Here is a 14968-nt window from a genome sequence, read left to right on the forward strand (position 1 = left end):
TTGCCTGCCCAAGGCAGGTGCTACCTTGTTCAGAACCCGCTTGTGATGCAGCCCGCTAGCGACGCGCAGTGTTCTTTCGAGGTACCCATGAGCTATGTTCTCGCCATTGACGTCGGGACAAGTTTTACCGCAGCAGCCCTGGTTAAGCCTGATCAGAGTCCAACCCCTACACCGGAAATCCTCCCGTTGGGATTGCATGGCAGCGCCGTGCCCTCTGTGTTGTTCTACGCCGACGACGGCCGTGTGCTGGTAGGTGAAGCGGCCGAACGCCGGGGCCTGGACGATCCCCAGCACATGGTGCGTGAGTTCAAACGCCGGATCGGAGATTCCGTCCCCCTGGCTGTCGGCGAGCGGTGGCTTGCTGCGGAGGACGTGTACGCCACCATGGCCCGCTGGGTGCTGGACAGGGCGCAGGAGCGTGAGGGGGCGGCGCCGTCGTCGATCATCATGACGCACCCCGCGGCCTGGGGCCAGCACCGTACCTCGTCGGTCCTCGCAGCGCTCAACGTGGCCGGCCTGCAGGACATCACCCTGATCAGCGAGCCGGAAGCAGCAGCCCTGCACTACGCCTCCCAAACCCGGGTGGAAGACGGCAGCATCATCGCGGTGTACGACCTCGGTGGCGGTACTTTCGACACCGCCATCCTCCGCAAAGCCGGAGCCGGAAACTTTGAGCTACTAGGCCGTCCGGACGGCATTGAAACCCTTGGCGGCGCCGATTTCGACGCCGCCGTGCTGCGTCACGTGATGGGTCACGTCAGCGCCGCAGCGGACGTGGACCCGACGGCGCCGGACACGATGGCGGCCCTTTCCCGCTTGAAGCGGGAATGCAGGGAAGCCAAGGAAGCGCTGTCCATGGACACTGAATCCAGCGTGGCCGTTACCCTGCCCGGCACCCAGCAGTCCGTCCGGCTGGTCCGGGCCGAATTCGAAGCGATGATCGAGGAACCTGTCCGGGACACCGTGGAGTCATTGGAACGCAGCCTGCGGGCCATCAAAGTCGACGCGCAGGACTTGAGGGCTGTTCTGCTGATCGGGGGCTCCTCGCGTATTCCGCTCGTGGCCGAGATGATTTCGGTGGAACTTGGCCGGCCAATCGCCGTCGACGCCGATCCCAAGTCCTCCATCTGCCTTGGTGCAGCGGTGGCTGGCCTGGGTTCAACCGGAGCGGACGCCGCGGAGGCGGCGGCCTCGGCGTCCGTCAGCATAGCGGATGGCATGTCTCTGGAAAGGCCGCATGTCGCTACCCGGGCTCCGGCCCTGGGCGCCCTCAAAACTGTCCCCGCGAAGCCTGGCCGGCACGCCCCACGGCCCCGTGTCCGAATGGCGGCAGCAGCGGCAGTCGCCGCAACCGTTCTGACAATCGCTACAGCAACGGCGGCACAGAGCCCTGGAGGCAGTGGACTGCTGGCAACCATGTTCGGCAACCAGGCCGCCGATGTCATGCGCGACGGCGGTACCCGGGCTTCCACGGGCCAAGGCAGCGGTGCTGGTGGTGGGAAGGCTGGAGAGGCTCCAGCCGTGGGCAACCCGGCGGCGGGACTTGAAGCCAGCGCCAGGGCCGGGGTCACGAGGGCCGGGAGCGCGACAGGTAAGAGTCCGGCCCGGTCAGGAACCGCAAATGCGGGCACTGGTTCGGGGACCGCCGCGGGATCGGCTGCCGGCCCGGCGTCCGGCACCTCAACGGGCAGCACTGCCACTCCCGCCGTGCCAGGCGGAAGTCCTACGACCCCCGGCACTGCGACCACCATACCCACGCCGGCTCCCACAGGTGGCGCCGCCACCGGGCCTACCCCGCCTCCGACGACAACACCACCCACAACCCCGCCACCGGTCATCGAACCGACAACACCGCCTACCACCCCATCGGATCCGGTGACACCCCCTCCCTCGCCCGAACCAACAGCGCCGCAGCCTGAGCCGACGGTCACGCAGGACCCTCCGCCGCCCGCTCCCGAGCCAACAGTGCCGCAGTCGGAGCCCACAACCCCGCCTGCCACGCTTGACCCCGCACCCCTGCCCACGGAAACTGGCCCGATTCCGGATCCAGCGCTACTCTCGGCGGTCTAGCCCATGACGGGACATGACCATAAGCCCGGGCACCTTCGGCCCGGGTCAATCGATCACCCGCTCACGGAACCTGCTTCCCACCCTGAGGCAGATTCCCCCGGTATTCCGGAACTGACAGGCGATTCCGCGGCCGTCCGCGAGTTGCTCCTTGCCCTGTCTGTGGGGTTCACCCTTCCTGGGCCGTTGCCGAGCGGCCTTGAAGGCAATGCGGGGCTGGATTCGATCATCGCTTCAGCCAGGGACGCCGGCCTTCTGATGTCCGACGGATCCGTGGTGGGCACTGTCCGGTATGCCTTGCTGAAGGGTGCCCCTACTGCCCGCATTGGCGCGCTGCAGCGGGAACTCGTGGGCAAGATCCTGGCGGAGGGCCGGGTTTTGGGGGACTTGGCCCGCGACCTCGCCAGGAGCGGTTTGCAGGATTCCCGTGTTGCCGCAGAGCTGGAGGAGTCTGCAAACAGGGTCTTGGATACGGATCCGCGGCTGGCCGCGGATCTTTACGCCGAGGCGCTTATGGCCGGGAACAGCGAACTCGCCAACGCAGCACGGAGGGCCCAGGCGGCCGCCGCAATAGGAGACTTGGATGCAGCGGGCAGGATCGTGGACCGTCTCCTCGCTTTGCCCGAGCCTCCTGACCTCCGCTTGGGTGTGGACGTGGCTGCTGCGGTATGGGCTCAACGGGGCATGCTTGCCCGCGGTGCTGATACTTACAACTGGCTGGGGCCGGACAGGATGGACGGGTCTGCGCCACTCGCGGCGGTAGCCATGATCGGCTCGGGCGATGCAGTGAGGGCCGAGGAACTCCTGGCCGCAGCGCCCCCGTCCGGTTCGCCGACTCTCCTGGCGGTGGCTTTGTCGCTCACCCAGGAGGGACTGGGGCGAACTCTTGGACCGGCACCTCACATGGCGCTGCCGGAACTCATCAGGGCATCGGACATGATGAACGCATCCGGCGCGGCGATTCCAGTGCCGGAGACCCCCGCCGCCCTGGCCGCGCTATGTGCCCTTCATAGTGGGGAGCCGGCAGTGGCTGACCACGTACTCACGGCAGCATTGGCCGCAGGGCAGGGTGGGGATGCTGCCAGGCCCAGGTTGTTCCTCCTGCGGGCGTGGACCGCCATGCAGCAGGACAACGCTGACGAAGCACGGTTGGCCATCAATGAAGCTGTCAAGGCGAACCATTGGCCACTGGCGCCGCGGGACGAGCTCCTGCTGGCGGCACTGGATGTGGGGCTCGCCCGTCGGGGCAGCGAAGTGCACGAGCTGGTTTTAGCGTGGGACAGGGCACGCGAAGCCATGATGCATGTGTCCGTGGATCTGTTCAGTCTTTTGCCGTGGGGCGAGTTGATGATTTGCGCCGCACGGCTGCGGGAGACGCGTCGGGTGTCGCACTACTTGGACGGTGCCTGGGAGCTGTTGGGCAGGCTGGGAAGCCCGTCGCTGTGGGCCGTGCCCCTGCACTGGGCTGCGGTACAGGCTGCTTTGCTGAGCGAGAGCCCCGCGGAGCTTGCCCCGCATGCGGCCGCGCTGGTGCGCGCCTCCGAACACAGCCATGTGGCTGCGGTCCTCGCCGCGGGCGGAAAGGCCTGGGTTTCGGTTCTGGCCAGTCGGTTTGAAGCGTCCGACGTCGAAACTGCTGCCCGTGGCTTGGCCGCCGTCGGGATGCCCTGGGAAGGAGCCCGCCTGGCGGGCCATGCTGCGGCGCATGCGGAGGAACGACGCGACATGGTGAGGCTTCTGGCGTGTGCCAGGGATCTTCATCCCCACAGTGCCACGTCCGGCGGGCCATCGGAGCGCCTGGCGGATCCGCACCATGATGTTGCGGGCCCTCCTGTTCCGGAAAGCGTCGGCCAAGGCGCAACGGACCCATCCGGGCTGAGTGCCAGGGAACGTGAAGTGGGCCGCCTCCTCCTAGAAGGGAAGACCTACCGCGAAATTGGCGATGCGATCTACATATCGCCACGCACCGCAGAACACCATGTGGCCCGGATTCGCCGGCGATTGGGGGCTGAAAGCCGCTCGGAGCTCCTTGTCCGCCTGCGCCTGGCGTTGGGGGAGGGGCACCCGCCTCCCTAGGCGGTATCCCCTCCGCCCCCTAACGGAAAAACCCGCGATCCCCTAACGGTGGGGCAAGCGGCAGGGGGACCACCCCCGATGCCCGGACCCCCACCCCGGCAATACGTTGAATGGGAGCCCGGCAAAGGCGCCGGGCCAATTACCACCCACCGCAGAATTTGAGGGAGCACTCCAATGCCTACACTCGCACAACAGCTCGTGCAGTTCCTGATGAGCCTGTTCAACGATCCTGACGCAGCCGAAGATTTTGTCCGCGATCCCGAGGCTGCCCTCGCCGCAGCGGGCCTCCGCGACGTCTCCTCGGCCGACGTCGATGCTGTTCGCCCCGTGGTCCTGGACTACGCACCGATCAACGCCCGTTCGTCGTTCGACCGTGAATACAACACCGGCGGCAACCACGGATCCACTGGCGGCGGCGCCACCTGGGGTGGGCAGGACGACGACGATCGTCCCAACGGCGGCGGTGGGGGTGGCGGACGCCCCGATGACGACGACGACCACGGTCACGGCGGCGGCGGGGGTGGCGGACGCCCCGATCGCGACGATCACGATCACGACGACGATCACGGCCATGGCGGCGGCGGTGGCGGCGGCTGGGGTGGCCACGACGACGATGACGACCATGGTCACGGGGGTGGCGGCGGCTGGGATGGCGGCGATGACCACGCCCACGCCGTTCAGCAACTGGTCCACGTGGTGAACAACTACTCGTACACCACCAACATCGACGACCGTGACACGATCACCGATCAGTCGGTAAACCAGAATATCTGGGCAGACGGCGACGTCACGCAGCTCTTCAACCAGGACGCAGTGGTCGCCTCGGGCGACGGTGCCATTGCCGCTGGCGACGACGTGAAGGACTCCGGCAATACCACCACGACCGATGACCACTCAACAGATAACTCGGTGAACCTCAGTGAGTCGGGCGACGGGGATCTGGAGGCGGGCAACACGGACATCGAGGTCAAGGACTCCTTCAATGACAATTCCGACCACTCGGTGACCAAAGACTCCTACAACACCGATGTTGATGTCGATGTGGACATCGAGGACTCCTTCAACGAGGAGACGGACAACTCGACGCACACCACGACGATCTCCGATTCGTTCAACGACAACTCCGATAACTCCGACAACTCGGACAACTCCGACAACTCGGACAACTCCGTCAACGTGGCCGACTCGTTCAACGACAGCTCCACCGATGTGGACGTCGAAGATGTTCAGCTCATCAAGGACTCCGTCGTGGTCCAGGACAACGAGTTGGACCTGGAGTACTCGCCGGATAACTCCACCAATGTCGAAGTGGATGATGTGAACGTCATCAACGATTCGATCGTCGTGGCGGACAACGAATTCGAGTACGACAACTCCACCAACCTGGACGTCGAAGACGTGGACGTCGAGTACAACGACATCGACGACTCGATCGTCGTGGCAGACAACGACGTTGAAATCGACTAGCACCCAAGAGCTCCAAACGGAGCAGCGATAGCTGCGACGTGAAGTGCCCCCCAGCAGTGCCCGGCAGGCGGATGGTCGCCTGCCGGGCACTTCGTGGCCCCGACGAGGCCAGCCGAGCAAAGGACAGACTGTGGCGGAAACAGCACGCATGACCACGTTGGTGGAGCAGGGCATGGCGCTCGTGGGGGACCGGAACGATCTGCGTCGACGCCTGGAGAACACCCGGAACCGCCTGGAGGATCCGAGCGTCCGCGTCATTGTGGTTGGCGAGTTCAAACAAGGCAAGAGTCAACTCATCAACGCGTTGGTCAATGCGCCCGTGTGCCCCGTCGACGACGACATTGCCACCACAGTGCCAACGGTCATACGGCAGGGGGATCCGGCGTCGGCCGTTGTCCTGGTTCCCGGCCCGGAGCCGGGCACATCAAACGGAACCCCCGAAGGAGAGAACGCCGGCTCTGAAAGCAGGCTGGAACGGCAACCCGTTCAGCTGGACCACCTTGCTGAATACGTCTCGGAGAAGGGCAACCCGGGCAATGCAAAGAAGATCGTGGCGGCCGAAGTTTCACTGCCGAGGAAATTGCTGGCCGGCGGCCTGACCGTAGTGGATTCGCCGGGCGTCGGTGGCCTGGGGTCAACGCACACTCTGACCACGTTGACTGCCTTGCCCTCGGCCCATGCCATGGTTTTCGTCTCCGACGCTTCCCAGGAATACACCGAACCAGAGATGCGCTTCCTGCGGCAAGCCATGCGTATCAGTCCAAACGTTGTGTGCGTGTTGTCCAAGACAGACCTCTATCCGAGTTGGCGGCAGATTGCGGACCTGGACCAGAGGCACCTCGCGGACGTGGGGCCGGACATTCCCCTGTTTCCGGTTTCCTCGGAGCTTCGCCTCCAGGCAGCGCGGCTCCAGGACACGGAACTGAACGCCGAATCGGGATTTCCCGCGCTGATCACACACCTGCGGAACAACATTGTGGGGGAGGCTGCCAGAATTCAGCGGAGGTCAGTTGGCCATGACCTATTGACCGTTACGGAGAACCTGAGGATTGCGCTGCAGGCGGAACTTGGTGCCTTGGAGAACCCTGAAGGTACTCCGCAAATGATCGCTGGCCTCAACGCGGCCAAGGAGGACGCCGACGCACTGCGTAAACGGTCGGCCCGCTGGCAGATAACGCTCAACGATGGGATCGGGGACCTCATCGCAGACATGGAGTATGACCTGAAGGACAGGTTGCGCCGCATTCAACGCGAAGCGGAACTGGCTATTGACAACGGCGATCCCGGGCCTGCGTGGGAGCAGTTCATCCAATGGCTGGAACAGAGTACCGCTGCTGCGGTGTCGGACACATTCGTGTGGACCAGTGAACGTGCCCAATGGCTGGCCACACAGGTGGCGGACCACTTTTCCGAGGAGGAGGTGGCACTGCCGGCGCTGAAGGTTGCCGACACCGGCGGCGTGCTGGATCCTGTAGCCGACATCCAGGAGATGGAAAGCGGGCGGCTTGGACCCCTGCAGAAAGTGCTGATCGGCATGCGGGGATCCTACGGCGGGGTCCTCATGTTTGGCCTCCTGACAGGCATCTTTGGAATGGCCCTCATCAATCCTCTCTCCGTTGGGGCCGGTCTCCTGCTGGGACGGAAAGCCTTCCGGGAGGACAAGGCAGCCCGGCTCAAGCAAAGGCAGTCGGAGGCCAAGATCCTCGTCAGGAAGCACGTGGACGATGTGGTGTTCCAAGTAGGAAAGCAACTCAAGGACAGGCTGCGGCTGGTCCAGCGGGCCACCCGGGACCACTTCACGGAAATTGCCGAAGAGCACCACCGTTCCCTGGCGGAATCTGTGGCGGCCGCCCAGAAAGCGGCGGCTGTCTATGCCGTGGAGCGGGACCTGAGAATCAAAGAGATACGGAACCAACTCAAGGCCGTGGACACCTTGGCGAAGGACGCGCAACTGTTGCAGGAAGTCCCATCCGCGGAGAACCAACCCAATCCCGCCACATCGGCGGTCCCGGCCGGATGATGGAAACTGGCATCGCCGGAGCCGCGGAGCTGCTACGGCTGGCACGGGAAGTCTTCCACGAGGACGCAGCTGCGCTCGCGGTGGTGGATGAGCTTGAAGACAGGCTGGAAGGGCCGTTGCGCATAGCAGTTGCCGGGATGGTCAAGGCCGGGAAGTCAACGCTGCTCAACGCGATCATTGGCGAAGAAATAGCGCCGACCGACGCCGGTGAGTGCACCAAGGTGGTCACGTGGTACCGGTTCGGACACACTCCGAAAATCACGCTCTACCCGTTCAGGGGACAACCCCGAACCCTTCCGGTAGCCCGAGAGGACGGCCGCCTGGTCTTCTCCCTGGGTGATGTCCCGGCCGAAGACATAGAGCGTTTGGTGGTGGACTGGCCATCAGCCAGCCTGCGTCATCTCACGCTGATAGACACACCGGGCATAGCTTCCTTGTCGCAGGACGTTTCCGGAAGGTCCACGGCATTCCTGTTGCCGGAAGACACCCCAGCGTCGGCCGATGCCGTCATCTACCTCATGCGGCACCTGCACGCCTCCGACGTCCGGTTCCTCGAATCCTTCAAGGACACAGCCGCCGGGCAGTCCGGTACCGTCAATGCCTTGGCAGTACTGTCCCGGGCCGATGAGATCGGCGCCGGGAGGATCGACTCCCTGATCTCCGCAGCAGTCATCGCGGAGAGATACAGCCGGGACCAAAGTCTCAAACCCCTCGCCCTGGGTGTTGTTCCCGTGGCCGGATTGCTGGCACAAAGTTCACGGACCATGCGGCAAGGGGATGTTGACGCCATGAAACTGTTGGCACAGATGGACAAAGGCCAACGGGAACGGATGATGCTGTCCGCGGACCGTTTCATCCGTAGGGAGGATCCGCAGGGACTCGATCAGGCCATGAAAGCTTCCTTGGTGCACAGGTTCGGCCTGTTCGGAATCCGCTTGGGCGTTGCCCTGATCCGGGGCGGAACCACGGACCCTACGGAGTTGGCCCACGAGCTTGCCCGCCGCAGCGGCCTTGGCCAATTGCTCGACACCATCGGCCATCTTTTCCAGACGCGCGCCGAAGCACTTAAGGCCCGTGCCGCCGTCGTCGGTTTGGAGTCATTGCTGCGCTGCTCACCCAAGGACCGTATAGCGCCGCTGGAAGCCGGGTTGGAGAGGCTTATGACGGGAGCCCACGAGTTCCGGGAGTTGAAGCTCCTGGCAGCCTTGCGCACCGATGGCGTTGGATTGGACAAGGAACTGGAAGCCGAAGCCGAGCGCCTGGTGGGTGGACGAGGGAGCATGCCCGCCCTGAGGTTGGGCCTGGATCCGGGAACGGACCCCGAGCACATCGGCGGGGCCGCCCGTGACGGATTGAACCGTTGGCGGTTGATCGCGGAGAATCCGCTGACCGAGCCCCGCGCGCTGGACGCGTGCCGTGTTGTCCTGCGCAGCTGCGAGGGAATGCTGGCCTCTATGCCCGCCGTTCGCTGACCCGTTCGCTGACCCGTTCGCTCAGAAGCCACGTGGTGGTTGACGGGAAAAACAGCAGGATCAGGCCTGCAGCGGCAAGGATGAATTGGGCCGCCAACAGGGCTGTGGTCAAGGCACCGTCAGCTCCGGGAGCCACCACGAAGTCGGCGGTGATCACCGTGACCACGGCGTGCAGGAGGACCAGGGGCGCCAGCGTCCAACGGGCCCAGATACGGCGTCTGAAGAGAACGGCAAGCAGGACCGCTTCCATGGCCACCACCAGGGCGATCATGGCGAGGCTTCCGAGAAATACGACGGCGGTGGCCCCCTCGACAGCCTGTGCGTCGCCGTCGGGAACCATGCCCTCGATGACGCTTTTCAGGCGGTCAAACTGTGCGTCACGGCCGAGGAAGCCGGTGACCACCACGGCGATGCCGGCCACGAAACTTGCCAGCCACAAGGACCGGGAGGCGCGTGCGGGGCCTGGAGGCTTGATGACCGCGGCAATGGGCGGCGGTGTGGACAAGGAAATGCCGGGACGCGGCGGCGGCGCCGGGGATGCCGTTGGCCCGCTGGCTGATGGTGAGGTGGTAGGTGACTGCCGTGAACCATCAGCTTGCTGGGCCATGTTTGCCTACTTCAGCTCGTCGGTATCATGGGGATCCGGCTCGCTGCGCTTGGCATCGCCGGGTTTGAAACCGTTGCCTGTTGCCTCACCGGAGCCATCGGAGGGCTTGTCGCCGAGCTTGCGTTCCTTGGCTTCGAGGTCGGCCTTGAGCTTCTTCAGGCGATCATCTTCGGCCTGGTTGCGGCGGCGGGTTTCCAGGTTCCGGAGGAATTCGGGGTCATCATCCGGGGCGGTGGGCTGACGGCGGACGGGCTTTGCGGTCGGCTTGCCGTAGGGCCGGCCGAAGATGAACCAGAGCACCGCGCCGAGCAGCGGCAGGACGATCATGACGATGATCCAGGCGGGTTTGGAAATACCGCGCGTCTGGTGGCCGTCCGTGCGGATGACATCCACCAGGGCATAGACGAAGATGACAAGGACGACGACGACGCCTACAACGCGGAGCATGCACCAAGTCTAGTCGCCGGAAGCCCTCCGCTGGGCGCCCGATCCCTGCCGTGATCAGAGTGCAACCATCGCGGCTAAACTTGGATGGTGGCTTTCCTGAAGTATTCCCTCATCCGTCTGGCGCTGTTCGTGCCGTTGTTCGTGCTCTTCGCCTTTTTGGGGGTCGGTTGGATCCTGGCGGTGATCTTCGCCGGGCTGATTGCTTTCGCCATCAGCTACCTCTTCTTCCAGAAACAGCGCGACGCCGCCACTGCCGCAATGCGCGAACGTTTCTCCGGGCGGGCCAAGCCCATCCGCACCGCCGGCGAGGTTGAAGACGCCGCCGCGGAGGACGGCTTGGTGGAGCAGAACCCGGACATCGCAGTCAATAACGACAAGCGCCCGGGTTCCGTCTAGGAGTTTTTGTACAGCTAACGCCCCCAAGAAGCCTTCTTGAGGGCGTTAGCTGTACAAAAACTTAGAAGCCGTGGCTCAGGACCAGGCCCAGTGAGAACAGCAGGCTGTACCCAAGGTTGATCAGGCCGGTCTGCTTGAGCACCGGAATGAGGCTCTTGCGCTTCTTGCCGTTGACCATCAGCCACGCCGGCATCAGGCAGGCGGGGATCAGCAGCAGCACGATCAGCATCCACGGTTTGGTGGGCGCCAGCACGATCACCAGCAGGATGGCGACGGCCAACATCAGCACATAGCTTTCACGCGCGTGCCTGTCGCCGAGACGCACTGCCAACGTCCGCTTGCCCGCAGCAGTGTCCGTGGGGATATCCCTGACGTTGTTGGCCATCAACAGTGCACAGGCGATGAGTCCCGTGCCAATGGCGCCGATCACCGCGGCCAGGCTTACTTGGCCAGCCTGTGTGTAGGTGGTGCCCAGAGTGGCGACGAGCCCGAAGAACACGAAGACAAAGACGTCTCCGAGGCCCATGTAGCCGTAAGGATTCTTGCCGCCGGTGTAGCCCCAGGCTGCCAGGACGCAACCGATACCGACCAGGATCAGCCACCACGTCTGGGTGATGATCACCAGGATCAGGCCGCAGATCATCGCGGCGCCGAACAGCCCGAACGCCGCCCACTTCACCTGCTCCGGCAGCGCAGCGCCGGAACCGACCAGGCGCAGGGGACCCACGCGGTCTTCATCGGTGCCGCGGATGCCGTCCGAGTAATCGTTGGCGTAGTTCACGCCGATTTGGAGCAGGAGCGCAACGAGAGCCGCCAGGATCGCGTTCGGCAACCGGAACGCCTGGAGTTCGTACGCCGCTGCCGAACCGATCAGGACGGGCGCGATGGCCGCGGGCAGTGTGCGGAGCCGGGCTCCTTGAATCCATTGTGCAGCTGTCGCCACGTGTAGTACCTCGTGTGTTTCGCGGTTGATCTTTAGCGGGGGAAGAACGTGTCTATTGTCCCTGATGCAGCTTGGAAAGCTGGTCAATCATGGCCAGCCTGTCCGGTTTGCCGTTCGGCAGCATCAGCAATTCCTTGTCCGCGAGCACCGTCTTAGGGGCCAAAACACCCAGTGCGGCCTCGCGTCGGGAGGTGAAGCCTTTGATGCCTTCAGGGGTGGGATCCGTCACTGCGACGTATGCCGCCACAGCTTGGCCCCACTCGCGCGAGGGGACGCCGGCCACGAAAGCCGCAGTGACGCCGTCGAGCTCTTCCAGCTTGCTTTGGATGTACGAGGCGGAGGCTTTCACGCCGCCGGTGATGATGACGTCGTCGGCGCGGCCCAGGATGGTGAGTTTGCCGTCGTCGGACAGCTGGCCCAGATCCCCGGTCACGTACCAGCGGACGTCGTCCTCCTCGAAGAACGCCGCTTTCGAGGCACGGGCCGCGTCCAGGTACCCCGCGGCCACGGTGTCGCCGCCCAGCAGGATGCGGCCTTCCAGCTCGCCCTCACCGATGCGGACCTCGACGCCGTCCAGCGGCTCACCGTCGTACACGCACCCGCCGCAGGTCTCGGCCGAGCCGTAGGTGGTGACCACTTTGAGTCCCTCTGCGTAGGCGGTCGCAAGAAGATCGGGTGAGGCAGGCGCCCCGCCCAGCAGGATCGCGTTGAAGCGGCGCAGCACGGCCAGGGTTTCCGGGGCGGGGGAGTCCAGGAGCCGTTGCAATTGCGTGGGCACCAGGGACGTGAAGCGTATCTTGTCCGTCAGTTCCTCAGCGGCAGCGGTGAAGGCCTCCGGAGTGAAGCCGTTCGACTGGTCCATCACCCACGGACGCGTGCCGGCGTAGAGCGAGCGGACCAGGACCTGCACACCTGCCACATACTGCAGCGGGAGCGCGAGCAACCACTGGCCCTCACCGCGCAGGGCCATGGCGGTGGACACGGAGGATGCCGCCAGGGCGTCGATGGTCAGGACAGTTGCCTTGGGCGTCCCCGTGGAACCGGACGTGCGGACCACCACGGCCGCATCTTCGACGCCGGTCTCCACCGGAACCGCCTGCGGCCCGCCGTTTTCATCCTGGACGATTTCGACGGCGGGGCCCTCACCGTGGAGGGCTGCCATCAGGGCTTTCAGTACGGGATCGATGTTCACGGAGGTCCTAGAAGTAGTAGGGGAAGTTGGACCAGTCGGGGTCGCGTTTCTGGAGGAACGCTTCCTTGCCCTCTACGGCCTCGTCCGTCATGTACGCCAAGCGGGTGGCTTCGCCGGCGAAAACCTGCTGCCCGGCCAGGCCGTCGTCGGCGAGGTTGAAGGCGAACTTGAGCATGCGGATGGCCTGGGGTGACTGGCGGGCGATGTCCGCCGCGTACTCCAGGGCGACTTCCTCAAGGCGTTCGTGGTCAACGGCCTCGTTCACGGCACCCATCCGGACCATGTCGTCGGCGGAATACTCGCGGGCAAGGAAGAAGATCTCCCGCGCGGCTTTCTGCCCGATCTGGCGGGCCAGCAGCGCAGAGCCGTATCCGGCGTCGAAACTTCCTACTGTGGCGTCGGTCTGCTTGAACTTGCCGTGCTCGCGGGAGGCGATGGTGAGGTCGCTGACCACGTGGAGTGAGTGGCCGCCGCCTGCCGCCCAACCATTGACGACGGCGATGACCACCTTGGGCATGGTCCGCATGAGTCGTTGGACTTCCAGGATGTGGAGGCGACCGGCGCGGGCGGGGTCGATGGTCTCCTGGGTGTCACCTTCTGCGTACCTGTAACCGTCGCGGCCACGGATCCGTTGGTCCCCGCCGGAGCAGAACGAGTGCCCGCCGTCCTTTTCGGAAGGCCCGTTGCCCGTGAGCAGCACGGTGGCGACGTCCGGGGTCATGCGGGCGTGGTCCATGGCGCGGTAGAGCTCGTCGACGGTGCCCGGGCGGAAAGCGTTGCGGACTTCGGGACGGTTGAACGCGATCCGGACCGTCGGCAGGTCTTTGGCAGTGCCATCTGTGGAACGCTCAACCTGCCGGTGGTAGGTCATGTCCTTGAAGTCATCAAAGCCGGAAACGGTGCGCCAGCGTGAGGGGTCAAAGACGTCGGAAACCTTGGCAGGTAGATGGTTGTTCACAGTCCGAGTCTAGTAATGGCCTTAGCTGATGCAGAACTCGTTGCCCTCGGGGTCGGCCATGGTGTGCCACTCGTGGGGTCCCTGGCTGGCGGTCCAGAGGTGCTTGGCACCCCTGGCCTCGAGCTGTCGCCGCACCTCGTCCTTGTCCCGGCCGTCCAGGCGCACGTCCCAGTGCACTCGGTTCTTGACGGTCTTTTCATTGGGGTCGGTCTGGAACAGGATGCGCCGGCCGGTCTTGGGTTCGGTGTCCTCGGCCGGCACTATCGCGCAGCCCTCGGCCCACACGAGCTTGCCGTTGTGGGTGATGGTCTGGTCCTCAGTGGCGAATCCCTGCTCGATCATGGACCGGATGAACGCTTCGTCCTGCGGTTCCACCTTCCATTCCAGCGTCTCGGCCCACCAGTCGGCGAGGTCGTGGGGCTTCTTGCAGTCGACTACTACCTGGATGTTCAGTGTCATGCCCCCAAGTTATTCCCGACGGCGGGGGCTGGGTAGAGCGATGCGGTCACCTTCCGTCCGGGTTACCCAACTGCGTGACAGCAAACGTCGCAGCGAGGGCCCAGTGGAACGTTTGCTGCTACTCAGTTGGGGAGGAGCTCAGGCGGGATGGCGTAGATGAGCACTACGGCCATGAGATTCTTCGCGGCGTGGACAAAGTAGGAGAACATCAGGTTCTTTCCGGTCCACACATACACCGCCACCAGCACCACGGCCATGCCCAGATACGGCGCCAAGGCGGACAGCACCAGCCCTTCGCGGCCCACCACATGGATGGACGCGAAGACCACCACGGAGACCACGCAGCAAACCCAGATATTCAAGTACCGGGACAACTTGCCGATCAGGAGATGGCGGAAGAGATACTCCTCCACGAACGGACCAAGGATCACCAACAGTGGCACCATGAGCCAGGCGGGTACCTGCTGCAGCAGGCCTTGGATGCCCAGCTGGTTCTCTGAGCTTTGAGCCGTCCCGAATGCCGCCACGAGGAGGGCCGTGAGAATGAGCATCACCACGATCGCCAAGGGGACCATGCCCACGGTGAACCATGGCCGGGTGCCCAGGATCTTTAGGTCGCGGCCTATTACGCGCCAGGCCGAAGCGACCGCAAATATTCCGACGCCGGTATAAAAGATCGCGTTGACGGCATAGGAGGCGGTGGCTGGCTGCGGAAAGACCTGGAGCATGAGCCGTTCCACCGACTCGCCCGCGAAGGTGAAGTACAAGGTGAAGCCGAGGTAGACGGCCACGGCGATGGCGTCGAGGGCAGTGAACCTGTACAGAGATGCCTTGGTGGAAAGAGTGCCCATGTGACCAGCCTAG

13 protein-coding genes are annotated in these 14968 nt (G+C 64.4%); 6 read left to right on the forward strand and 7 right to left on the reverse strand.

The features are described 5' to 3' along the window. Positions 1-87: 87 nt before the first annotated feature. From ACSSVG_RS15285 to ACSSVG_RS15305, 5 genes are all read left to right on the forward strand, one after another. Positions 88-2070: an Hsp70 family protein gene (locus ACSSVG_RS15285; RefSeq protein WP_492415471.1), complete on the forward strand. Its 1983-nt coding sequence runs from the start codon at positions 88-90 to the stop codon at positions 2068-2070. 3 nt (positions 2071-2073) lie between these two features. Next, positions 2074-4143 carry a LuxR C-terminal-related transcriptional regulator gene (locus ACSSVG_RS15290; RefSeq protein WP_492415473.1) on the forward strand — a complete coding sequence of 690 codons (2070 nt, stop codon included), beginning with the start codon at positions 2074-2076 and terminating at the stop codon, positions 4141-4143. A gap of 174 nt (positions 4144-4317) precedes the next feature. Beyond that, positions 4318-5610 (forward strand): IniB N-terminal domain-containing protein, encoded by a 1293-nt coding sequence (locus tag ACSSVG_RS15295; protein ID WP_492415475.1) that lies wholly within the window; start codon positions 4318-4320, stop codon positions 5608-5610. 130 nt (positions 5611-5740) lie between these two features. After that, complete coding sequence (locus ACSSVG_RS15300; protein WP_492415477.1) at positions 5741-7630, forward strand: dynamin family protein; 1890 nt, start codon at positions 5741-5743, stop codon at positions 7628-7630. Beyond that, positions 7627-9102: a dynamin family protein gene (locus ACSSVG_RS15305; protein WP_492415479.1), complete on the forward strand. Its 1476-nt coding sequence runs from the start codon at positions 7627-7629 to the stop codon at positions 9100-9102. Before ACSSVG_RS15300 ends, ACSSVG_RS15305 begins: the two co-directional genes overlap by 4 nt. Here ACSSVG_RS15305 and ACSSVG_RS15310 read toward each other — a convergent pair. Together ACSSVG_RS15310 and ACSSVG_RS15315 are read right to left on the reverse strand one after the other, a co-directional pair. Then, positions 9083-9709, reverse strand: a complete 627-nt coding sequence (locus ACSSVG_RS15310) for a hypothetical protein (RefSeq protein ID WP_492415481.1) — start codon at positions 9707-9709, stop codon at positions 9083-9085. The genes ACSSVG_RS15305 and ACSSVG_RS15310 overlap by 20 nt on opposite strands. Positions 9710-9715: 6 nt before the next feature. Further along, positions 9716-10156, reverse strand: coding sequence for a PLD nuclease N-terminal domain-containing protein (locus ACSSVG_RS15315; protein WP_231340417.1), 441 nt, complete (start codon positions 10154-10156; stop codon positions 9716-9718). Positions 10157-10240: 84 nt separating this feature from the next. Between ACSSVG_RS15315 and ACSSVG_RS15320 the strand changes: the two genes are divergently transcribed. Next, positions 10241-10552 (forward strand): DUF4229 domain-containing protein, encoded by a 312-nt coding sequence (locus ACSSVG_RS15320; RefSeq protein ID WP_231340418.1) that lies wholly within the window; start codon positions 10241-10243, stop codon positions 10550-10552. 61 nt (positions 10553-10613) lie between these two features. Here ACSSVG_RS15320 and ACSSVG_RS15325 read toward each other — a convergent pair whose 3' ends face one another. The 5 genes from ACSSVG_RS15325 to ACSSVG_RS15345 form a co-directional block, all read right to left on the reverse strand. Continuing rightward, positions 10614-11495, reverse strand: coding sequence for a 1,4-dihydroxy-2-naphthoate polyprenyltransferase (locus ACSSVG_RS15325; protein ID WP_231340419.1), 882 nt, complete (start codon positions 11493-11495; stop codon positions 10614-10616). A gap of 52 nt (positions 11496-11547) precedes the next feature. Further along, positions 11548-12687, reverse strand: a complete 1140-nt coding sequence (locus tag ACSSVG_RS15330; RefSeq protein WP_492415484.1) for an AMP-binding protein — start codon at positions 12685-12687, stop codon at positions 11548-11550. A 7-nt stretch (positions 12688-12694) separates the two neighbouring features. Next, positions 12695-13645, reverse strand: a complete 951-nt coding sequence (locus ACSSVG_RS15335; protein WP_231340421.1) for a 1,4-dihydroxy-2-naphthoyl-CoA synthase — start codon at positions 13643-13645, stop codon at positions 12695-12697. 21 nt (positions 13646-13666) lie between these two features. Beyond that, the gene (locus tag ACSSVG_RS15340; RefSeq protein WP_492415486.1) at positions 13667-14104 is read right to left on the reverse strand and encodes a VOC family protein; all 438 of its coding nucleotides are present in this window, start codon (positions 14102-14104) and stop codon (positions 13667-13669) included. 122 nt (positions 14105-14226) lie between these two features. Beyond that, positions 14227-14955 (reverse strand): CPBP family intramembrane glutamic endopeptidase, encoded by a 729-nt coding sequence (locus tag ACSSVG_RS15345; protein WP_492415488.1) that lies wholly within the window; start codon positions 14953-14955, stop codon positions 14227-14229. Between the last annotated feature and the right edge of the window lie 13 nt (positions 14956-14968).

Source organism: Paenarthrobacter sp. E2MeOHC11, assembly GCF_058744955.1.